Annotated in this window: 14 protein-coding genes; 5 read left to right on the plus strand and 9 right to left on the minus strand. The window is 61.8% G+C overall.

The window, feature by feature from the left end:
• Positions 1-135: 135 nt before the first annotated feature.
• The 9 genes from RHM69_RS02850 to RHM69_RS02890 form a co-directional block, all read right to left on the minus strand.
• The gene (locus tag RHM69_RS02850; RefSeq protein WP_020301116.1) at positions 136-1,074 is read right to left on the minus strand and encodes a carbohydrate kinase family protein; all 939 of its coding nucleotides are present in this window, start codon (positions 1,072-1,074) and stop codon (positions 136-138) included.
• 12 nt (positions 1,075-1,086) lie between these two features.
• The gene (gene xylB / locus RHM69_RS02855) at positions 1,087-2,568 is read right to left on the minus strand and encodes a xylulokinase (protein ID WP_058410657.1); all 1,482 of its coding nucleotides are present in this window, start codon (positions 2,566-2,568) and stop codon (positions 1,087-1,089) included.
• 135 nt (positions 2,569-2,703) lie between these two features.
• The gene (locus tag RHM69_RS02860; RefSeq protein WP_020301118.1) at positions 2,704-4,185 is read right to left on the minus strand and encodes a mannitol dehydrogenase family protein; all 1,482 of its coding nucleotides are present in this window, start codon (positions 4,183-4,185) and stop codon (positions 2,704-2,706) included.
• An 18-nt stretch (positions 4,186-4,203) separates the two neighbouring features.
• Positions 4,204-5,307 (minus strand): ABC transporter ATP-binding protein, encoded by a 1,104-nt coding sequence (locus RHM69_RS02865; protein ID WP_058410658.1) that lies wholly within the window; start codon positions 5,305-5,307, stop codon positions 4,204-4,206.
• A 23-nt stretch (positions 5,308-5,330) separates the two neighbouring features.
• Positions 5,331-6,161, minus strand: a complete 831-nt coding sequence (locus RHM69_RS02870) for a carbohydrate ABC transporter permease (protein ID WP_005788583.1) — start codon at positions 6,159-6,161, stop codon at positions 5,331-5,333.
• Between the two features lie 10 nt (positions 6,162-6,171).
• A complete protein-coding gene (locus RHM69_RS02875; protein WP_014718700.1) occupies positions 6,172-7,062 on the minus strand; it encodes a carbohydrate ABC transporter permease in 891 nt (296 codons plus the stop codon).
• A gap of 176 nt (positions 7,063-7,238) precedes the next feature.
• Entirely contained in the window at positions 7,239-8,549 is a 1,311-nt protein-coding gene (locus RHM69_RS02880) for an ABC transporter substrate-binding protein (protein ID WP_058410659.1), read from the minus strand.
• Positions 8,550-9,727: 1,178 nt separating this feature from the next.
• Positions 9,728-10,633 (minus strand): AraC family transcriptional regulator, encoded by a 906-nt coding sequence (locus tag RHM69_RS02885; protein WP_003190965.1) that lies wholly within the window; start codon positions 10,631-10,633, stop codon positions 9,728-9,730.
• Between the two features lie 72 nt (positions 10,634-10,705).
• Positions 10,706-11,995 (minus strand): glycosyltransferase, encoded by a 1,290-nt coding sequence (locus RHM69_RS02890; RefSeq protein WP_032901625.1) that lies wholly within the window; start codon positions 11,993-11,995, stop codon positions 10,706-10,708.
• Positions 11,996-12,153: 158 nt separating this feature from the next.
• On the opposite strand from RHM69_RS02890, the gene tpx reads away from it, so the two are divergent.
• The 5 genes from tpx to RHM69_RS02915 all read left to right on the plus strand — a co-directional run bounded on the left by tpx (position 12,154) and on the right by RHM69_RS02915 (position 21,925).
• Positions 12,154-12,654 carry a thiol peroxidase gene (tpx, locus tag RHM69_RS02895; RefSeq protein ID WP_200600347.1) on the plus strand — a complete coding sequence of 167 codons (501 nt, stop codon included), beginning with the start codon at positions 12,154-12,156 and terminating at the stop codon, positions 12,652-12,654.
• Positions 12,655-12,886: 232 nt separating this feature from the next.
• Entirely contained in the window at positions 12,887-14,185 is a 1,299-nt protein-coding gene (locus RHM69_RS02900) for an MdtA/MuxA family multidrug efflux RND transporter periplasmic adaptor subunit (protein ID WP_014718695.1), read from the plus strand.
• Entirely contained in the window at positions 14,182-17,283 is a 3,102-nt protein-coding gene (locus RHM69_RS02905) for an MdtB/MuxB family multidrug efflux RND transporter permease subunit (RefSeq protein ID WP_014718694.1), read from the plus strand. The genes RHM69_RS02900 and RHM69_RS02905 overlap by 4 nt, the downstream gene beginning before the upstream one ends.
• Positions 17,280-20,387, plus strand: a complete 3,108-nt coding sequence (locus RHM69_RS02910) for an efflux RND transporter permease subunit (RefSeq protein WP_200600349.1) — start codon at positions 17,280-17,282, stop codon at positions 20,385-20,387. Before RHM69_RS02905 ends, RHM69_RS02910 begins: the two co-directional genes overlap by 4 nt.
• Positions 20,384-21,925 carry an efflux transporter outer membrane subunit gene (locus RHM69_RS02915; protein WP_081088325.1) on the plus strand — a complete coding sequence of 514 codons (1,542 nt, stop codon included), beginning with the start codon at positions 20,384-20,386 and terminating at the stop codon, positions 21,923-21,925. Before RHM69_RS02910 ends, RHM69_RS02915 begins: the two co-directional genes overlap by 4 nt.
• The last annotated feature ends 141 nt before the right edge of the window (positions 21,926-22,066 follow it).

A 22,066-nucleotide genomic window follows, 5' to 3' on the forward strand; every position in this document is an offset into this window, starting at 1 on the left:
CTAGGTTTGTTGTAATAACTGCTCCTGTTTTTGGGTTTAGCACAGTTTTCCAGTAGCGCAATTTTTTATGCATGGCGCGCAGGCCACGGAATACGTGGCCTGCGTGATGGCACTTTGGGTTTTTGCCCGCTCAGCTCAAGCCAGTTGTTGACGATAGGGCAGGTCTGGGCCGGTCTTGCCGCAGGTCAGTGCGGCAGCCCGGATCGCGAAGCCCAGCATGGCGTCGATCTGCTCGCGGCTCAGTCGTTGCAGCCCGTCAACCGAATCCAACTGCTGTTCCGTCAGCCACGCAATCAACGCCGCCTGGAAGGTATCACCAGCGCCCACCGTATCGGCCATCACCACCTTGACCGCAGGTTGCGACCAACTGCCATGCTGGCGGCTGAACACCGACGCACCGTCGCCACCACGGGTGAGGAACACCAGTTGGCAGCGGTGTTGCAGCCAACCTTGCAGCACGCTTTCCGGTGTCTGGTCGGGGTAGAGCAGGTGCAGGTCTTCGTCGCTGACCTTGATCAGGTCGGCGTGTTGCACCAGCTCTGCGACACGGGCGCGCCACAGGTGGATATCGGGCTGCGGGTTAAGGCGCACGTTGGGGTCGAGGCTGATCAGACGCTTGCCGCTTTCACGCTTGACCAGGTTGAGCAGGGTGTCTCCAATCGGTTGCACCACCAGCGAAAACGAGCCCACATGCAGCCCGCGAATTTCATCGCCCAGGGGCGGCAGGTGCGTCAGTTGCAATTGCCGGTCGGCGCAGCCTTCGCCGCGAAAGCTGTACTGCGGCGAGCCATTGGCGCCCACGGCCACCATCGCCAGGGTGGTCGGCGCGTCGAACGCCACCAGAAAGCGTTCGCTGATACCTTCGTCATTCAGGACCTGCTGCAAGCGCCGTCCAAGGTAATCGGTGGACAGGCCGGCGAAGAGCCCCGACTCGATCCCCAGGCGCCGCAAACCCACCGCCACGTTGAACGGCGAGCCACCGGCAATCGCCTTGTAGTTGAGCTTGGCGGCCTGCCCGCTGGCATCCTCCTCGCTGAAGAAATCAAACAGCGCTTCACCACACACCAGATACATAGTTGCTCGCTCTCAAAGGGTTGCCACGTGCTGTTGATAACGCTCATACGCCTGTTGATAAGCGCTGACATGGGCAGCCACGGGTAAGGTGCGGCTGGCCGGGTCAATGCTCACGCATTTGTCGCACAGGCGGGCCAGCGGTTCGCCGCTCTGGCACCACGCCGCCTGGATCGCCGCGCCCAGGGCGGCCGCCTCGCTCTGTTCGGTACACACCACTTCGGTGTGCATGATATCGGCGACCATCTGCCGCCACAGCGGGCTTTTCGAGCCGCCGCCGATCAGACGGATGCTCTGGCTTTGCAGGCCGGTCTGGCGCAGCAGGTCGAGGCCATAACGCAGGCCGAAGGTGGTGCCTTCGACCACCGCGCGGCACAGGTTGGCACGGGTCAGGTTGGTCATGGTCAGGCCCTGCAGGCTGCCGGTGGCGTGGGGCAGGGCGGGCACGCGTTCGCCGTTGAGGAACGGCAGCATGCTCACCCCATCGGCCCCGATGGATGCCTGTTCGACCAGCGCGTTGAAGGCATCGAGGTCCAGGTCGAACAGCTCGCGAATCACCCCGGTGGCGTTGGTCAGGTTCATGGTGCAGATCAGCGGCAGCCAGCCGCCGCTAGAGGAGCAGAAGGTCGCCACCGAGGCCTGGGGGCTGACGTTGGGCTGGTCGGCAAAGGCATACACGGTGCCCGATGAACCCAGGCTCATGGTGATCACGCCGGGGGCGATATTGCCGGTGCCAATGGCGCCCATCATATTGTCGCCGCCACCACTGGACACCACCGCGTTGGGGTTGATGCCCAGGCGCTCGGCAATGGCCGGCAGGATCGTGCCCACCGCTTGGTCGGCTTCGATCAGTGTCGGCAACGCGGCTTGCAGGCGGCCGCTGGGGTCGATGTGCTGGAGCAACGCCACATCCCATTCGCGGCGGCGCACGTTGAAGTAACCGGTGCCCGACGCATCGCCGTACTCGGCGCAGGCGCGGCCGGTGAGCCAGTAGTTGAGGTAGTCGTGGGGCAGCAGGATATGGGCAATGCGTGCGAAGACGTCGGGGTGCTGTTCGCGGGTCCAGAGCAGCTTGGACACGGTGTAGCCCGGGGCGATGGCCACGCCCAGGCGCTCCAGGGACCCGCGTTCGCCACCCAGATGCTGCAGCAGCCGGTCGTTTTCCGGCGCGGTTTCGGTGTCGCACCACAACTTGGCCGGGCGCAGCACTTCACCTTGTTCGTCCAGCAGCACCAGGCCATGTTGCTGGCCGGATACGCCGATGCCGAGGATGTCCTGGCCGTCCACCCCGGCTTGTTGCAGGGCGCGGTGGGTGGCTTCGGTGAAGGCGTCCAGCCATTCCTGGGTGTGTTGTTCACGCCGGCCGTTGGCGCCGCTGATCAAGGTGTGCGCGGCGGCGCCCAGGCCCAGCACCTTGCCGCTGGAGGCGTCGAGGACGATGGCCTTGGTGCCTTGGGTGCCGCAGTCGATTCCGAGGAACAGGTTTTGCTGGGTCATGATGGAGTGCTCAGCATTATTATTGGGTTGAAAATACGGTCGATGTGGGAGCTGGCTTGCCTGCGATAGCGGTCCGGCAGTCATCACAGGGTTTACTGGACCACCGCTATCGCAGGCAAGCCAGCTCCCACCTGTTTAATCCGGTTTGTTCAGCAGGTTTTGTAGTGTGGTGGTGACGCCTTTGTCGCGCAGGCTTGCATAACACCGCTCGAACGCTGCCACAAACGCCGCCGACTTGGGAATAGCCGTGCCAAAAATCTCTTCCACCCCCAGCAACCGCTGGCTGATCAGCGCGTCATCGCTCACCAGGTCCTGGCAGAACGCTGCCCGCGGGTCCGGGATACTGTAGCGCGCGCCGTTTTCATCCACACCTTTCAAGTACAGCGCCCAGGCCGCCACCACAAGGGCGGCACGGTCCGTCTCGCGGCCGTCGGCAATCAGGCGGTTGATGGTCGGCACGGTGAACTTGGGAAACTTCGATGAACCGTCGGAGCATACGCGCTCCAACTGGTCGGCAATCGCCTGGTTGGAAAAGCGTTCCACCAGGGTCTGCTTGTATTCGGTCAGGTCGATACCAGGTACCGGCGCCAGGTTCGGCGTGACGTCCAGATCCATGTAGGCGCGCATATACGCCACGAACACAGGGTCGTTCATGGTCTCGTGAACGAATCGGTAGCCCTTGAGGAACCCCAGGTACGTGAGGGCCAGGTGGCTGCCGTTGAGCAGGCCGATCTTCATTTCTTCGTAAGGCGTGACGTCATCGGTGAACTGCACGCCGACCTTTTCCCAGGCCGGGCGGCCGTTGACAAATTTGTCTTCCAGCACCCACTGCACAAACGGCTCGCACACCACCGGCCAGGCATCGTCGATCCCGTGCTGGTCATGCAGTTGCAGGCGGTGGGCGGTGCTGGTCATGGGCGTGATGCGGTCAACCATGGCGTTCGGGAAGCTCACGTTGGCCTTGATCCAGTCATGCAGGCCCGCGTCGTGCAGGGCGGCGAAGGCCAGCAAGGCCTTGCGGGTGACGGCGCCGTTGTGAGGCAGGTTATCGCAGGACATCACCGTGAAGGCCGGGGTGCCAGCGGCGCGGCGCTGGGTCAGCGCGGCGCAGATAAAGCCGAACACGGTTTTCGGCGCTCTCGGGTGCGCCAGGTCATGCTGGATCTGCGGCAGGTGGGCCATGAACTCGCCGTTGCTGTCGTCGATGCAGTAGCCGCCTTCGGTGATGGTCAGCGAGACGATGCGGATCTGTGGGCTGGCGAGCTTATCGATCAGCGCTTGGGCGTCGTCTTCGGCCAGCAGCATGTCGCTGATCGAGCCGATCACGCGCACTTGCGTGTCGTCGGTGTCGCCCAGTTCATACAGGGTGAACAGGTAATCCTGGCCGGCCAGGTCGTCGCGGGCCTTGCGGTCTTCACTGCGCAGGCCGACGCCGCAGATGCCCCAGTCCAGGCCCTCGCCGGTGTTCATCAGGGCATCGGTGTAAAACGCCTGGTGCGCACGGTGGAAACCGCCGACGCCGATGTGCGCGATGCCCTGGCGGGTGTCGGCAATCGCATAGGCAGGCAACTGCACTTGGGGCGCCAGTTGGGTCAGGTTGGCTTTATTCAATTTCATCGGGAAATACTCACGAAATCAGGCGGCAGCGCGCAGTGGACGGGCCACGGCGACGCCATCGGTGTCGAACAGATGGCAGTGCGCCGGGTCCAGGTGCAGCTGCAGCGTCTCGCCGTACTGGCTGGCCATGTCGCCACGGATACGCATGGTCAGCGGTTCGCCGTTGCGGGTGATGACGTGGCAGAAGGTGTCGCTGCCCAGGCGCTCGCCGACGTCGGCGGTGACGGTCAGGGTGGTTTGCCCGGGTGTGGCCATTTCCAGGTGCTCGGGACGAATGCCCAGGGTCACCGCGCTGCCCACGCTCAGGGTGGCGCCGCTCAACGGCAGGCTGATCAGAGTGCCGGCGTCCAGTTGCACCTCGCAGCCTTGGCTGTCGACGCGGGTGACCTGGCCCTTGAGGAAGCCCATCTTCGGCGTGCCGAGAAAGCCTGCCACAAACAGGTTGGCCGGCTGGTGGTACAGCTCCAGCGGCGAACCGACCTGTTCGATGCGCCCGCTGTTGAGCACCACCACCTTGTCGGCCAGGGTCATGGCTTCGACCTGGTCATGGGTCACGTAGATCATGGTCGCTTGCAGTTCTTTATGCAGGCGCGCCAGCTCCAGGCGCATCTGCACGCGCAGGGCGGCGTCGAGGTTGGACAGCGGTTCGTCGAACAGGAAGATCTTCGGGTTGCGCACAATCGCTCGGCCAATCGCCACGCGCTGGCGCTGGCCACCCGAAAGTTGCTTGGGCTTGCGCTCCAGCAAAGGCCCCAGCTCAAGGATGCGCGCCGCTTCGCCGACTTTGCTCTCCACCAACTGCTTGTCGACACCCGCCAGGTCCAGGGCAAACGACATGTTCTTGCGCACGCTCATGTGCGGGTACAGCGCATAGGTCTGGAACACCATGGCCAGGTCGCGCTTGGCCGGGGTGACTTCGGTAATGTCGCGGCCATCGAGTTCGATGGTGCCGTCGCTGACTTCTTCCAGGCCGGCGATCAGGCGCAGTAAGGTGGACTTGCCACAGCCCGACGGGCCGACGAACACCACGAATTCCTTGTCGTTCACTTCCAGGTCGATGCCCTTGATGATGGAAAAACCTTCAAAGCCTTTTTGCAGATTCTTGATTTTCAGGTTGGCCATGATGGGCCCTCCGCTGGGAATTATTATTTGACGGCGCCAAAGGACAAACCGCGTACCAACTGCTTCTGGCTGATCCAGCCAAAGATCAGGATCGGCGCGCAGGCGAGGGTCGAGACGGCGGACAGCTTGGCCCAGAACAAGCCTTCGGGGCTGGAGTAAGAGGCGATCAATGCGGTCAACGGCGCGGCGCTGGAGGAGGTCAGGTTCAGCGACCAGAAGGCCTCGTTCCAGCACAGGATCAACGACAGCAGTACCGTGGAGGCCAGGCCACCCTTGGCGATGGGCAGCAGCACGCGCACCATTTCCTGCCACAGGGTGGCGCCGTCCAGGCGGGCGGCTTCGAGGATGTCCTTGGGGATGTCCTTGAAGTAGGTGTACACCATCCACACCACAATCGGCAGGTTGATCAGGGTGTAGATGATGATCAGCGCAATGCGCGTGTCCAACAGGCCAAAGCTCTTGGCCAACAGGTAGATCGGCATCAGCACGCCCACCGGCGGCAGCATCTTGGTCGACAGCATCCACAGCAGCGTGCCCTTGGTGCGCTGGGTTTCGTAGAACGCCATGGAATAGGCGGCCGGTACCGAAATGAGCAGGCACAGGGCGGTGGCGCTGAAGGAAATCACCACCGAGTTCCAGGCGTAGGCGAAGTAATTGCTGCGCTCGTTGATGTGCAGGTAGTTCTCCAGCGTCGGCGTGAAGATGAACTGCGGCGGCGTGGCGAACGCGTCGATTTCGGTCTTGAAGCTGGTCAGCACCATCCAGAAGATCGGAAAGAAAATCAGGATCGCGATGGCCCAGGCCAATGTGCCGAGCAACAGGCTCTGCAGGCGACGTGATTGTTGAAGCGTCATGGCGCGGCCCTCAAGGCTTGTCAGTCAGGTTTTTGCCGATCATCCGCACCAGGATGATCGCCGCGATATTGGCGATGACCACGGCAATCAAGCCGCCGGCCGAGGCCATGCCCACATCGAACTGCACCAGTGCCTGGTTGTAGATCAGGTAGGCGAGGTTGGTCGAGGCGTAGCCCGGGCCGCCGTTGGTGGTGGTGAAGATTTCGGCGAATACCGAGAGCAGGAAGATGGTTTCGATCATCACCACCACGGCAATCGGGCGGGCCAGGTGGGGCAAGGTCAGGTGCCAGAAGATCGCAATGGCGCCGGCACCGTCCAGGCGTGCGGCTTCCTTCTGCTCCTGGTCCAGGGACTGCATGGCGGTCATCAGCAGCAGGATCGCGAAGGGCAGCCATTGCCACGACACAATGATGATGATCGACAGCAGCGGGTAATGCGCCAGCCAGTCCACCGGCTCGGCGCCGAAGAACTTCCACACGGCGGCGAGAATCCCCGACACCGGGTGAAAAATCAGGTTCTTCCAGATCAGCGCGCCCACCGTGGGCATGATGAAGAACGGCGAAATCAGCATCACCCTGACGATGCCGCGCCCCAGGAACTCACTGGCCTCCAGCAGCGCACTGATCAACACGCCGAACACCACGCTGATCAGCAAGACGCTGCCCACCAGCAACAGGGTATTGGTGGCGCCGGGCAGGAACCCCGAATCGGTGATGAAGTAGCTGAAGTTTTCCAGCCCCACGAATTGGTTTTCGCCGGGGTAGAGCAGGTTGTAGCGGATCAGCGAAAAGTACAGGGTCATGCCCAGCGGCACGATCATCCACAGCAGCAACAAGGCCACCGAGGGGCTGACGAGAAACCAGCCGGGGTTGGCCAGGCGGTTTTTGGTGGGTGTATTCATGGTGATCAGAACCAGTCAGATGCCTACAGAATCTGCGTCGGAGCGCGGTCGCTGTGGGAGCTGGCTTGCCTGCGATGGTATCGCCTCGGTGTTACGGATAGACCGAGTCGTTTGCATCGCAGGCAAGCCAGCTCCCACAAAAGCTCTGCTCCTGTATTTGCGGTGGTGAGGCTGGTTTACTTGGGGTAACCAGCCCGCTTCATTTCCCGCTCGGTGGTGTTCTGCGCGGAGGTCAACGCAGCATCGACGGTTTGCTGACCGGTCAGCGCACCCGAGAAGAACTTGCCCACCTGGGTACCAATCGCCTGGAATTCAGGAATGGTCACCAACTGGATACCGATATACGGCACCGGCTTCTCGGTCGGCTTGGTCGGGTCGGCCACTTTCAGCGATTCCAGCGTCACCTTGGCGAACGGCGCGGCCTTCATGTACTCGTCGCTATAGGTGGATTGGCGGGTACCCGGCGGCACGTTGGCGATGCCATCGGTCTTGGCCACGAGCTGGCCGTATTCCTTGGAGGTGGCCCAACTGGTGAACACCTTGGCGGCGTCCTTGGCCTTGGAACTGGTGGGGATCGCCAGGCTCCAGGAGTACAGCCACGACGTGCCCTTGTCGGTTTTCTCATGGGGCGCGAAGGTAAAGCCGACATGGTCTGCGACCTTGCTCTGGCTCTTGTCGGTAACAAACGAGCCGGCCACGCTGGCATCCACCCAGATCGCGCATTTGCCGCTGTTGAACAGCGCCAGGTTTTCGTTGAAACCGTTGCTGGAGGCGCCCGGCGGGCCGGATTTCTTCATGTTGTCGACGTAGAAGTTCAGCGCGTTCTTCCACTCGGGGCCGTTGAACTCTGGCTGCCACTTCTCATCGAACCAGCGCGCGCCGAAGCCGTTGGCCAGGGTGGTGATCAGCGCCATGTTCTCACCCCAACCGGCTTTGCCGCGCAGGCACAGGCCGTATTGCTCTTTGGATTTGTCGGTGAGTTTAACGGCGAATTCGCCGATCTGGCCCCAGGTCGGGTGCTCAGGCATGCTCAGCCCGGCGTCCTTGAACAGGTCGGTGCGGTAATAGGTGATCGAGCTTTCGGCATAGAACGGCAGGGCGTACAACGAGCCCTTGACCGACAAACCGTCGCGCACTGAAGGGAACACGTCATCAAGGTCGTAGGACGCCGGCAAATCCTTCATCGGCTCCAGCCACCCCTTGGCGCCCCAGAGTGCGGCTTCGTACATGCCGATGGTCAACACATCGAACTGCCCGCCTTGTGTGGCGATGTCGGTGGTCAGGCGTTGGCGCAGCACGTTTTCTTCGAGCACCACCCAGTTCAACTTAATCTCCGGATGCTCGGCCTCGAAGGTTTTCGAGAGCTTCTGCATGCGGATCATGTCGCTGTTATTGACGGTGGCAATGGTCAGGGTTTGCGCGCCAAGGCTGACGGCGCTGAGGGTCATGCAGGTACAGGCAAGCAATGCTTTTGCTGTGAACTTCATCGCGCACTCCATTTCCGCGCCCAGAGGGCTACAGAAGGACGGTTATTGTTGTTGTGTCTTCCTACGAGAAGTCAGGAAGAGTGTGCGTTGATTACAGCCTTCAAAAGCGGCGGTGACAAATCCTTGGGCGCACGCTCACTGATACTTTTTTGCACTCATCGACCACCTGATCGTTCCCACGCTCCGCGTGGCAACGTCGCTAGGGACGCTCTGCGTCCCGGGGTGACGCAGAGCGTCACGGTATGCATTCCCACGCAGAGCGCGGGAACGATCCTCAGTGCAGTGCTTAACGCTTGATCGTTCCCACGCTCCGCGTGGTAACGCCGCTTGGGACGCTCTGCGTCCCCGAGTGATGCAGAGCGTCACGGTATGCATGCCCACGCAAAGCGCGGGAACGATCCTCAGTGCAGTGCTTAACGCTTGATCGTTCCCACGCTCCGCGTGGTAACGCCGCTTGGGACGCTCTGCGTCCCCGAGTGACGCAGAGCGTCACGGTATGCATTCCCACGCAGAGTGCGGGAACGATCCTCAGTGCAGTGCTTAACGCTTGATCGTTCCCACGCTCCGCGTGGTAACGCCGCTTGGGACGCTCTGCGTCCCGGGGTGACGCAGAGCGTCACGGTATGCATTCCCACGCAGAGTGCGGGAACGATCCTCAGTGCAGTGCTTAACGCTTGATCGTTCCCACGCTCCGCGTGGTAACGCCGCTTGGGACGCTCTGCGTCCCCGAGTGATGCAGAGCGTCACGGAATGCATGCCCACGCGGAGCGCGGGAACGATCGATGCCGTCTTTAACGGTGAATAGCACGCTGGGTGCTGGATCGATTGGGGGATTTGGGGTGGGTTTGATCATGGTGAAACTCCTGATTTAAGTGGAGCTGCCACCCTTTCGCCGCGACGCTATGGGGTGGTAGCCGTACGCAGGTTCGCGGACCGGAATCAGGAAACCGGCATACCCGAAGGTATCCCGCGCACAGCCACCATGAAGCCGCACAGTAGACGATAAAAAAACGCCGACTAAAAGCGGAAATGGCACTTTGCATCTGATTAAACCGGGCCGCGACGCCCGACGCTGCCTGTGCAGCGGTGTACGGAGACTAGAGATCGAGTGTCCTAGGGGCAACCTCAAAGCCTTGTAAGACGTTTCTGTTTCCCACCACCTAGATGAACGATCAACCTCAAGCCAAATTCTGCTCCGTCAACCGCTGCACCGCCAACCGCCGATAGTGAGACGGCGTCATCCCCTTGAGCTGCTGAAACCGCCGATTGAAGTTGGAAATATTATTAAACCCCGACTCAAAACACACATCAGTCACGGCCTTGTCCCCATCGGCCAGTAATTCACAGGACTTGCTGATGCGCAGCCGATTGACGAATTCAATAAAAGTCCGCCCGGTCGCCTGTTTGAACACCCGGGAAAAATACGTCGGCTTCATCCCCAGGTACTCCGCCACTTCTTCCAACGGCAGCTCTCGGGCGTAGTGGGCAAAGATGTAGTCCACTGCGCGGTTGGTGCGGTCGATGCTGTGTTCGTCGGCTTGCTGTGGCGTGGTGACGCCGGACAGTAACTGGTAGTCCTCACAGGCGCTCAACACCTCCAGCAAGATAAAGAAGTGCCCCAGGCGTGCCATGCCTTGGGCGTCTTCGATGCGTTGCATCAGGGTCATGGCGTGGGCGATGGTTTTTTTGCAGCGAAATTCGATGCCGTATTGCGCACGTTCAAGCAGCGGCGCCAGGCTCTTGAGTTCGGTGAAGATGTGGCTGCCGTGTTCGAACAACTCATCGGTGAAGTTCACCAGCATGTCACGCTTGGGCACCACTTCATCTTCCTCCACCTGGCTGATCCAGTTATGGGGCAGGTTGGGGCCGGTGAGGAACAGGCTTTCCGGGTAGAAGTTGCCGATGTAGTCGCCGATAAACACCTTGCCGGAGCTGGCGACGATCAGGTGCAGTTCGTATTCCTTGTGGAAGTGCCAGCGCACCAACGGGCAGGGGAAGCCATGCTGACGATAGATGATGGACAGGCCGTTGTGGTCGTCCATCAGTTCGTAGGAAGGGTCGGTGATGCGCGTTGCTCGGGTCATGCTGCCGTCGCTTTATTGTGGTTGCTGCGTAGGATAATGCCCCGTCCCGCGCGACCTCGCCAGCGCCAGTGTTTATAGGGTGCGGTTTTTGGCCTCGATCCACTGGGACATGTACTGGGTACTTTTATGCGCGTGATGGCGCAGCATGCTGCCGGTGAAGTTGTCCCGGCGATGGGCGGCGAGGTTGCTGCGGCAACGTTCCAGGCATTCCACCAAGGCGGGCCCGTGCACGTCCTGGTCATAGCGTCGGGCCAGCAGTTGGCGCCCATGCTCCTGGGCTTGAGTCCAGCGCTCGCGGTTTTGGTAAAGGGTAACGGCAGCGGCGGCCAGGGCCGGGGCGTCCTGTGCGATCTCGCCGGGCCAGGGCTGGTCATCGCCCATGGCTTCGGCGCCGATCGGGGTGGTGACATTGGGTGTGCCGCACAGCATGGCGTCCACTAACTTGCCCTTGATGCCGGCGCCAAAGCGCAGTGGCGCCAGGCAAATACGCGCCGCCGTCATGACTTGCAAGGCATCTTCGGCCCAGTTCATCACATGAAAACCCTGTGCCGGGTTGTGCAGGGCGGTGGCTTTGGGCGGGGTGTAGGCGCCGTAGATGTGCAACTGCGCGCCCGGCAACTGTTGGCGGATCAGCGGCCACAGGCTGTGCTTCATCCACAGCACTGCGTCCCAATTGGGCGCGTGGCGGAAGTTGCCGATGCTGAGGAAATGCGCACGGTCTTCAAAGGGCGCAAAGGCTGCAGTGGGCGGTTGCAGCATCAAGGGGCACCAGTGGAGCAGGGCGGCAGGCACCTTGAACTGTTCGGTGAGCAGGCGGATTTCCACGTCGGAGATCATCAGGCTGATGTCGCAGCGGTAAATCGCGGCGATTTCGCGCTTGGCCAGGTCGGTATCGGCCATGCGCTGGAATTCGTCCTCCAGCGCCGGCGCGAACAGGGCGCTGAAGTCGTCGCTGTCGGGGTTGGCTTTTACTTGTTCTTTGAAACGCTGGTGGCGGGCGTCGCGCAGGCTTTGCAGGTCGGAGGTTTCCAGCACGCGCAGGGCGTCGGGGCAGCATTGTTCTACGCGCCAGCCGAATTGCTCCTCCATCATGAAACGGTCGAACAGCACGATATCCGGGGCCAGTTCGCGAATAAAGTCGTCGAAACTGCTGTTATTCAGTTCGATGGCGCGTTCGGCGATCCCGAGTGCCGGCAAGTCGGCCTTGTGCTCGCCAATGGTGGCCGGGCTGCTGAAGGTAATGTCCCAACCTTGCGTAAGAAAGCTCTCAAGGATTTGCATCATATGCCCGCCCGCTGCCGAGGAGCGGGGCTCGGGCCAGACGTAGCCAATGACCAGGACTTTGGTGGCGGGCTGATTCATCGACGAAGGTTTCCTTGAAGGGCAGGCGCAAAGCGCGCAATTAAACCACAACCTCAGGACATGACAATTTGTGTCTGGCGGTAGGTAGCTTCGGCACTTTGTGGTTAACTTCCGCCTCTCGAATTCGTTTAACCAAACCCAGCATAAGGATTCCGTTCATGGCTCAAGTCACCCTTAAAGGCAATCCGGTCCAGGTTGAAGGCCAATTGCCGAAAGTCGGCGCCAAAGCTGCAGACTTCACCCTGACCGCCGGCGATCTGTCCAACGCCACCCTGGCTACCTTTGCCGGCAAGCGCAAAGTGCTGAATATTTTCCCAAGCGTTGACACCCCAACCTGCGCCACTTCGGTGCGCAAGTTCAACGCCCAGGCCAACGATGTGGCCAACACCGTGGTGCTGTGCATCTCCTCCGACCTGCCATTCGCCCAAGCGCGTTTCTGTGGTTCCGAAGGCCTGGAAAACGTTAAGAACCTGTCGGATTTCCGCAACGCCGACTTCGCCATCGACTATGGTGTTTCCATCGCTGACGGCCCGCTGCAGGGCCTGACCGCTCGCGCTGTCGTGGTGCTGGATGAAAACGACAACGTGCTGCACAGCGAGTTGGTCAAGGAAATCGCTGAAGAGCCAAACTACGACGCCGCCCTGGCTGTGTTGAAGTAACTGTTTCTACGTATGACTGTCGTTTGGCAGTAACACGTATGATGCATGATTGCGGCCTGGCCTAGTCCAGGCCGTTTTTATTTGAGCGTCAGCGGCTTAGCGAAATAGCCGGTGGACTAAGATCAAAAAGTTAAACGTTGTAAGCCTAAGGTAAATAGCCGGTAAAGGTGCTTTTCTAAACGCACCCCAGTGCTTATCTTTCAGCCTCCCGAAGAAGAAGCTCTCACCCCCAATGGTTGATCACTCCATGCAATCCTCCTCCCGCAACTCCCGCCGCTGGCTGTTTGGCCTGCTCGTGCTGCTGGTTATCGCCGGCCTGTGCTGGAAATTCTGGCCCAGTGGCGCGGCCCATAAAGATGCTCCGGCGGGACACACGGGCAAGACCGGCATGGCGCGCCCAGGCTTCGGTGGTTCCACCGGGCCGGTACCGGTGCGTGTGGCGCCGGCGGTGCTGGGGGAGTTTCCTGTGTACTACAAGGCCCTGGGGACGGTCACTGCACTGAACACCATTAATGTGCGCAGCCGGGTGGGCGGCGAGTTGGTCAAGATCGCCTTCGAGGAAGGGCAGATGGTCAAGGCCGGTGACCTGCTGGCAGAAATCGACCCGCGCAGCTACCAGAACGCCTTGCTCCAGGCCCAGGGCACCTTGCTGCAAAACCAGGCCCAGTTGAAGAACGCCCAGGTCGATGTACAGCGTTATCGCGACCTGTACGCCCAGGACAGTATCGCCAAGCAAACCCTGGACACCGCCGAAGCGCTGGTGTTGCAGTACCAGGGCACGGTCAAGACCAACCAGGGCGCGGTGGACGACGCCAAGCTCAACTTGGAATTCACCAAGATCCGTGCGCCCATCAGCGGCCGCGTCGGTTTGCGCCAGCTTGACGTCGGCAACCTGGTTGCGGCCAACGACACTACCGCCCTCGCGGTGATCACCCAGACCCAGCCAATCAGCGTGGCCTTCACCCTGCCGGAAAATACCCTGGAAACCGTGTTGGCCCGTTACCACGCCGGCAACAAATTGCCAGTGGAAGCCTGGGACCGTAGCGACGTGAAAAAACAGGCGGTCGGTGTACTGCAAAGCCTGGACAACCAGATCGATGTCACCACCGGCACCCTGAAGTTCAAGGCGCGGTTCGATAACAAGGACCAGGCGCTGTTCCCCAACCAGTTCGTCAATGTGCACCTGCTGGCCGATACCTTGAAGAACGTGGTGCTGGCACCCTCTGCGGCGATCCAGTTCGGCAACAATGGCACCTTTGTCTATAAGCTCGACGGTGACAAGAAGGTCAAGGTCCAGCCGCTGGTGGTGGGGGATACCGATGGCGAAAATACCGTGATCAAAGAGGGCCTGGTCGCTGGCGACCGCGTGGTGCTGGAAGGCACCGACCGCCTCAAGGACGGTAGCGAGATCGAAGTGGTCAACGCCAGCAGCGAGGTGCCGACCACGCCGACCGAACACCTGCAAGGCAAGCCCGCAGCTAAAGGGGAGACCGGGGCAGACGCCGGCAAGGCGCAAAAGGTCGGTTCATGAACCTGTCGCGCCTGTTCATCCTTCGCCCGGTCGCCACCACGCTGAGCATGCTGGCCATTGTCCTGGCCGGCATCATTTCGTACCGCCTGCTGCCGGTATCGGCGTTGCCCCAGGTGGATTACCCGACTATCCGGGTGATGACCCTGTACCCCGGCGCCAGCCCCGACGTGATGACCAGTGCGGTCACCGCACCGCTGGAGCGTCAGTTCGGGCAGATGCCCGGGCTGACCCAGATGGCGTCCACCAGCTCCGGCGGCGCGTCGGTGCTGACCCTGCGTTTCAACCTCGACATCAATATGGATGTCGCCGAGCAACAGGTGCAGGCCGCGATCAACGCCGCCACCAACCTGTTGCCCAAGGATTTGCCGGCGCCGCCGGTATACAACAAGGTCAACCCGGCGGACACCCCGGTGCTGACCCTGGCAATTACCTCCAAGACCATGTTGCTGCCCAAGCTCAATGATTTGGTCGACACGCGCATGGCGCAGAAAATCGCGCAGATCAGCGGCGTCGGCATGGTCAGCATCGCCGGTGGCCAGCGCCAGGCCGTGCGTATCAAGGTCAACCCCGAGGCCCTGGCGGCCAATGGCTTGAACCTCTCGGACGTGCGCGCCCTGATCGCCGCCTCCAACGTCAACCAGCCCAAGGGCAACTTCGACGGCCCCACCCGCGTGTCGATGCTCGACGCCAACGACCAGTTGGTCTCGCCCGAGCAATATGCCGAACTGATCCTGGCCTACAACAACGGCGCCCCGCTGCGGCTCAAGGATGTCGCGCAGATTGTCGACGGTGCCGAAAACGAACGCCTCGCCGCCTGGGCCAATGAGAACCAGGCCGTGTTGCTCAATATCCAGCGCCAGCCGGGCGCCAACGTGATCGAGGTGGTGGACCGCATCAAGGCCCTCCTGCCGAGCATCACCGACAACCTGCCGGCCGGCCTGGACGTGACGGTGCTCACCGACCGCACCCAGACCATCCGCGCCTCGGTCAAAGACGTACAGCACGAGCTTCTGATCGCCATTGCCCTGGTGGTCATGGTGACGTTCCTGTTCCTGCGCCGGGTCAGCGCTACGATCATTCCGTCCATCGCAGTGCCGCTGTCCCTGGTGGGCACCTTTGGTGTGATGTACCTGGCCGGATTCTCCATCAATAACCTGACGCTGATGGCCCTGACCATCGCCACCGGGTTTGTGGTGGACGACGCGATCGTGATGCTGGAGAACATCTCGCGCTATATCGAGGAAGGCGAGACGCCGATGGCGGCCGCGCTCAAGGGCGCCAAGCAGATCGGTTTCACCCTGGTGTCCCTGACGCTGTCGTTGATCGCGGTGTTGATCCCTTTGCTGTTCATGGCCGACGTGGTCGGGCGGCTGTTCCGTGAGTTCGCCATCACCCTGGCAGTGGCGATCCTGATTTCCCTGGTAGTGTCCCTGACCCTCACGCCCATGATGTGCGCGCGCCTGCTCAAGCGCGAACCCAAGGAGGAAGAGCAGGGCCGCTTCTACAAAGCCAGCGGCGCCTGGATTGACTGGTTGATCGAAGCCTACGGCCGCAAGCTGCAATGGGTGCTCAAGCACCAGCCGCTCACGTTGCTGGTGGCGATCGCCACCCTGGGGCTTACGGTAGTGCTGTACCTGGTGGTGCCCAAGGGCTTTTTCCCGGTGCAGGACACCGGCGTGATCCAGGGTATTTCCGAAGCGCCGCAGTCGATTTCCTTTGCGGCGATGAGCCAACGCCAGCAGGAGTTGGCGAAGATCATCCTTGCCGACCCGGCGGTCGAGAGCCTGTCGTCCTACATTGGCGTGGACGGCGATAACGCCACCCTCAACAGCGGCCGCTTGTTGATCAATCTCAAGGCCCACGGCCAGCGCGATTTGAGCGCAGCCGAGGTGATCACCCGCTTGCAACCGCAAATCGACAAGCTGGTGGGCATCCGCCTGTTCATGCAGCCGGTGCAGGACCTCACCATCGAAGACCGCGTCAGCCGTACCCAGTACCAGTTCAGCATGTCCTCCCCGGACGCCGAGTTGCTGGCGTTGTGGAGCGGCAAGCTGGTACACGCCCTCAGCCAGTTGCCGGAACTCACCGACGTCGCCAGCGACCTTCAGGACAAAGGCTTGCAGGTGTACCTGGTGATAGACCGCGACGCGGCCTCGCGCCTGGGCGTGAGTGTCTCGACCATTACCGACGCGTTGTATGACGCCTTCGGCCAGCGCCAGATTTCCACCATCTACACCCAGGCCAGCCAGTACCGGGTGGTGTTGCAGGCCCAGTCCGGCGAAACCCTCGGCCCGGCGGCCCTCAACCAGATCCATGTGAAAACCACCGACGGTGGCCAGGTGCGGCTGTCGAGCCTGGCCCATGTGGAGCAGCGCCAGGCGCAGTTGGCGATTGCCCATATCGGCCAGTTCCCGGCGGTGATGATGTCGTTCAACCTGGCGCCCGGCGTGGCGCTGGGCAAAGGCGTGGAGCTGATCAACCAGACCCAGAAGGACATTGGCATGCCGGTGGGCGTGCAAACCCAGTTCCAGGGTGCGGCCCAGGCGTTCGAAGCCTCGTTGTCGAGCACCTTGCTGTTGATCCTGGCGGCGGTGGTCACCATGTACATCGTGCTCGGTGTGCTCTATGAGAGCTATATCCACCCGATCACCATCCTCTCGACCCTGCCATCGGCGGCGGTGGGGGCCTTGCTGGCGTTGCTGCTCAGTGGCAATGACCTGGGCATGATTGCGATCATCGGCATCATCCTGCTGATCGGTATCGTGAAAAAGAACGCGATCATGATGATCGACTTCGCCCTCGACGCCGAACGCAACCAGGGCCTGGACCCGCAGACGGCGATCTACCAGGCGGCGCTGTTGCGCTTCCGGCCAATTTTGATGACCACCCTGGCCGCGTTGTTCGGTGCGGTGCCGTTGATGCTCGCCAGCGGTTCCGGCGCCGAACTGCGCCAGCCCCTGGGCCTGGTGATGGTCGGTGGCTTGCTGGTGAGCCAGGTGTTGACGCTGTTCACCACGCCGGTGATCTACCTGTACTTCGATCGTCTTGGCCGTCGCTGGCGCAAAGAGCCGCAACGCCTGGAGCCGGTTGAGCCATGAACCTGTCCGGACCTTTCATTCGCCGGCCGGTAGCGACCATGCTGCTGAGCCTGGCGATCATGTTGCTCGGTGGCGTCAGCTTCAACTTGCTGCCGGTGTCGCCGCTGCCGCAGATCGACTTCCCGGTGATCGTGGTGTCGGCCAGCTTGCCCGGTGCCAGCCCCGAGGTGATGGCGTCCACGGTGGCCACGCCGCTGGAGCGCTCGTTCGGCGCGATTGCCGGTATCACCACCATGAGCAGTTCGTCGAGCCAGGGCTCAACCCGGGTGATTCTGGCGTTCGATTCCGACCGCGACATCAACGGGGCGGCGCGGGAAGTGCAGGCGGCCATCAACGCGTCGCGCAACCTGCTGCCCAGCGGTATGCGCAGCATGCCCACCTACAAGAAGATCAACCCGTCCCAGGCGCCGATCATGGTGCTGTCGCTGACCTCTGACGTGCTGCAGAAGGGCCAGTTGTACGACCTGGCCTCGACCATCCTGTCCCAGAGCCTGTCCCAGGTGCCGGGCGTGGGCGAAGTGCAGATCGGCGGCAGTTCGCTGCCGGCGGTGCGTATCGAGCTGGAGCCCAAGGCCCTCGATCAGTACGGCGTGGCCCTGGACGATGTGCGCAACACCATCGCCAATGCCAACCAGCGCCGGCCCAAGGGCTCCTTGGAAGACAGCGAGCGCAACTGGCAGATCCAGGCCAACGACCAGTTGGAAAAAGCCAAGGACTATGAGCCCCTGCTGATTCGCTACCAGGACGGCGCCGCTCTGCGCCTCAAGGACGTGGCGAAGATCACTGATGGTGTGGAAGACCGCTACAACAGCGGCTTCTTCAACAATGATTCGGCGGTGTTGCTGGTGATCAACCGCCAGTCCGGCGCCAACATCATCGAAACCGTGCGGCAGATCAAGGCGCAGTTACCGGCGTTGCAGGCGGTGCTGCCGTCCAGCGTCAAGCTCAGCCTGGCCATGGACCGCTCGCCCGTGATTACCGCCACCCTGCATGAGGCGGAAATGACCTTGCTGATCGCTGTAGGGCTGGTGATCCTGGTGGTGTACCTGTTCCTGGGCAACTTCCGCGCTTCGTTGATCCCGACCCTGGCGGTGCCGGTATCGCTGGTGGGCACCTTCGCGGTGATGTACCTGTACGGGTTTTCTCTGAACAACTTCTCGCTGATGGCGCTGATCCTCGCCACCGGGCTGGTGGTGGACGATGCCATCGTGGTGCTGGAGAACATTTCCCGGCACATCGACGACGGCGTGCCACCGATGAAAGCCGCGTACCTGGGCGCTCAGGAAGTCGGTTTTACCTTGCTCTCGATGAACGTGTCGCTGGTGGCGGTGTTCCTGTCCATCCTGTTCATGGGCGGGATCGTGACTAACCTGTTCCGTGAGTTTTCGATCACCTTGTCGGCGGCGATCATCGTTTCGCTGATTGTCTCGCTGACCTTGACGCCCATGCTGTGCGCCCGCTGGTTGAAGCCGCATATGAAGGATCGGCAGACCGGTTTGCAGCGCTGGAGCCAGAAGGTCAACGACCGCATGGTCGCCGGCTACGCCACCAGCCTGGACTGGGTGTTGCGCCATCGGCGCCTGACCTTGCTCAGCCTGTTGATCACCGTGGGCGTGAATATCGCGCTGTACGTGGTGGTGCCCAAAACCTTCATGCCCCAGCAGGACACCGGCCAGTTGATCGGTTTTGTGCGCGGCGACGATGGCCTGTCGTTCAGCGTGATGCAGCCGAAGATGGAGATCTTTCGCCAGGCGGTGCTCAAGGACCCGGCGGTGCTCAGCGTGGCCGGCTTTATCGGTGGCAACCAAGGCACTAACAATGCGGTGATGCTGGTACGCCTCAAGCCGATCGGCGAACGCAAAATTTCCGCCCAGGCGGTGATCGAGCGCCTGCGCAAGGAGGTGCCACTGGTGCCGGGCGGGCGCTTGTTCCTGATGGCCGACCAGGACCTGCAATTTGGCGGCAGCCGCGACCAGACCAGCGCGCAATACTCCTACATCCTGCAAAGCGGTGACTTGGCCGCGCTGCGCCTGTGGTACCCGAAAGTGGTGGCGGCCATGCGTGAATTGCCAGAGCTGACCGCCATCGACGCCCGTGAAGGCCGGGGCGCGGCCCAGGTCACGCTGATTGTCGACCGCGACCAGGCCAAGCGCCTGGGCATCGACATGAACATGGTCACGGCAGTGCTCAACAACGCCTACAGTCAGCGGCAGATTTCCACCATCTACGACAGCCTCAACCAGTACCAGGTGGTGATGGAGGTCAACCCCAAATACGCCCAGGACCCGATCACCCTCAACCAGATGCAGGTGATCACCGCCGACGGCGCACGGGTGCCGTTGTCGACCATTGCCCACTATGAGAACAGCCTGGCCGATGATCGCGTCAGCCATGAAGGCCAGTTCGCTTCGGAGAATATCGCCTTCGACATGGCGCCCGGGGTCACGGTGGAGCAGGGCACGGCGGCTATCGAGCGTGCGATTGCCAAAGTCGGGTTGCCCGAGGACGTGATCGCCAAGATGGCCGGTACTGCCGATGCGTTCGCCGCGACCCAGAAAGGCCAGCCGTTCATGATTCTCGGCGCGCTGGTGGCGGTGTACCTGGTGCTGGGTATTCTGTATGAAAGCTACATTCACCCGCTGACCATCCTGTCGACGCTGCCGTTGGCCGGTGTCGGCGCGTTGCTTGCGATTTACCTGCTGGGCGGCGAGTTCAGCCTGATCTCCTTGCTGGGCTTGTTCCTGTTGATCGGCGTGGTGAAGAAAAACGCGATCCTGATGATCGACCTGGCGCTGCAACTGGAGCGCAACGATGGCATGAGCCCGCTGGAGTCGATCCGCAGCGCCTGCCTGTTGCGCCTGCGGCCGATCCTGATGACCACCCTGGCCGCGATTCTCGGTGCCTTGCCGTTGCTGCTCGGCAGTGGTGATGGCGCGGAAATGCGCCACCCGTTGGGCCTGACCATTATTGGCGGCCTGGTGTTCAGCCAGATCCTGACCCTTTACACCACCCCGGTGGTTTACCTTTACCTGGACCGCGCGCGCCATCGCTTCAACGCCTGGCGCGGCGTGCGTACCGATGCTGCCCTGGACACTGCGCTATGACCGACTCAACCAACGCCCCTGCGACCTCTGTAGGAGCGAGCTTGCTCGCGAAAAAGGCCCAGACGCCGCGCTCATCCAGAATGAACGCGTTAACGTTGGCAGTCTTCGCGAGCAAGCTTGCTCCTACAGTGGGCTTGGCCATGTTGCTCAGCGCCTGCGCCATCGGCCCTGACTACAAACGCCCGGACGTCATCGAGCCGGTGCAGTTCAAGGAGGCCCAGGGCTGGCGCCAGGCCAACCCCAGCGACTCCCTGGCCCGCGGCGCCTGGTGGGAGCTGTACGGTGACCGTCAACTCAACGACCTGGTGGTGCGCCTCAACGCGTCCAACCAGACCGTCGCCCAGGCCGAAGCGCGTTTTCGTCAGGCAAAGGCGCTGGTGCGCAGCTCACGCGGGGCGTTTTACCCCAGCGTTGACCTGAGCGTGGGTAAAACCCGCGCCAGCCAGGGCACCGGCAGCAGCAGCGCCAGCCTCAGCAGCTCCAGCAGTGGTATCCGCGACACCCTCAATGCCCAGTTGGGTGTGAGCTGGGAAGCCGATATCTGGGGCAAGTTGCGCCGTGGTCTGGAGGCCAACGAAGCCAGCGCCGAGGCAAGCTCGGCCGACTTGGCCGCAATGCGTCTGAGCCAGCAGTCCGAACTGGTGCAAAGCTACCTGCAACTGCGGGTCATGGACGAACAGACGCGGCTGCTGCAAGCCACGCTGGACACCTACCAGCGTTCATTGAAAATGACCGAAAACCAATACCGCGCCGGTGTGGCCGGCAAGGACGCCATTGCCCAGGCGCAAACCCAGCTCAAGACCACCCAGGCCAGCCTGATCGACTTGATCTGGCAACGCGCCCAGCTGGAAAACGCCATAGCCGTGCTGATTGGCGAAGCCCCGGCCAACTTCAATCTGGCGGTGAGCAAAGATATTCCGGCGCTACCGCAAATACCGGTGAGCCTGCCGTCCCAACTGCTGGAGCGTCGCCCCGATATTGCCTCGGCCGAACGCTCGGTGATCGCCGCCAACGCCAATATCGGCGTGGCCAAGGCGGCCTATTACCCGGACCTCAGCCTGAGCCTGCAGGGCGGCTATTCCAGCAGCACTTATGAAGATTGGATCAGCCTGCCGAACCGCTTCTGGTCGGTGGGGCCGAAACTGGCCATGACCCTGTTCGATGGCGGCCAGCGCTCGGCGGAAGTCGACCGCAGCGTGGCCAGCTATGACGAGACCGTGGCCAAGTACCGCCAGACCGTGTTGGACGGTTTCCGTGAGGTGGAAAACTACATGGTCCAGCTCAAGGTGCTCGCCGATGAGGCGGTGGTCAGCAATGAAGCGCTGGAATCGGCGCGTGAATCCTTGCGCTTGACCGAAAACCAATACAAGGCCGGGTTGATTGCCTATCTGGATGTGGTCACGGTGCAGGCAACGGCCTTGAGCAACGAGCGCACCGTGTTGACCTTGCTGCAATCGCGGCTGGTGGCGAGTGTGCAATTGATTGCAGCGTTGGGCGGAGGCTGGGACGGCCAGACCTCCCTGGCTGAAAAGGAGTAACCGGATGCGCCGCGCATCCTGGGGGAGCAAGATCAACTGTGTGGGCTTGCCCCAATGCCAGTCAGTTAAGCACAGTACCCTGTGGGAGCTGGCTTGCCTGCGATAGCGTTAGTGCAGTAGTAGTTGCGGTGACTGACACAC

Origin of the sequence: Pseudomonas sp. CCI1.1, assembly GCF_034348165.1 — a bacterium.
GTDB classification, from domain to species: Bacteria; Pseudomonadota; Gammaproteobacteria; order Pseudomonadales; family Pseudomonadaceae; genus Aquipseudomonas; species Aquipseudomonas paracarnis.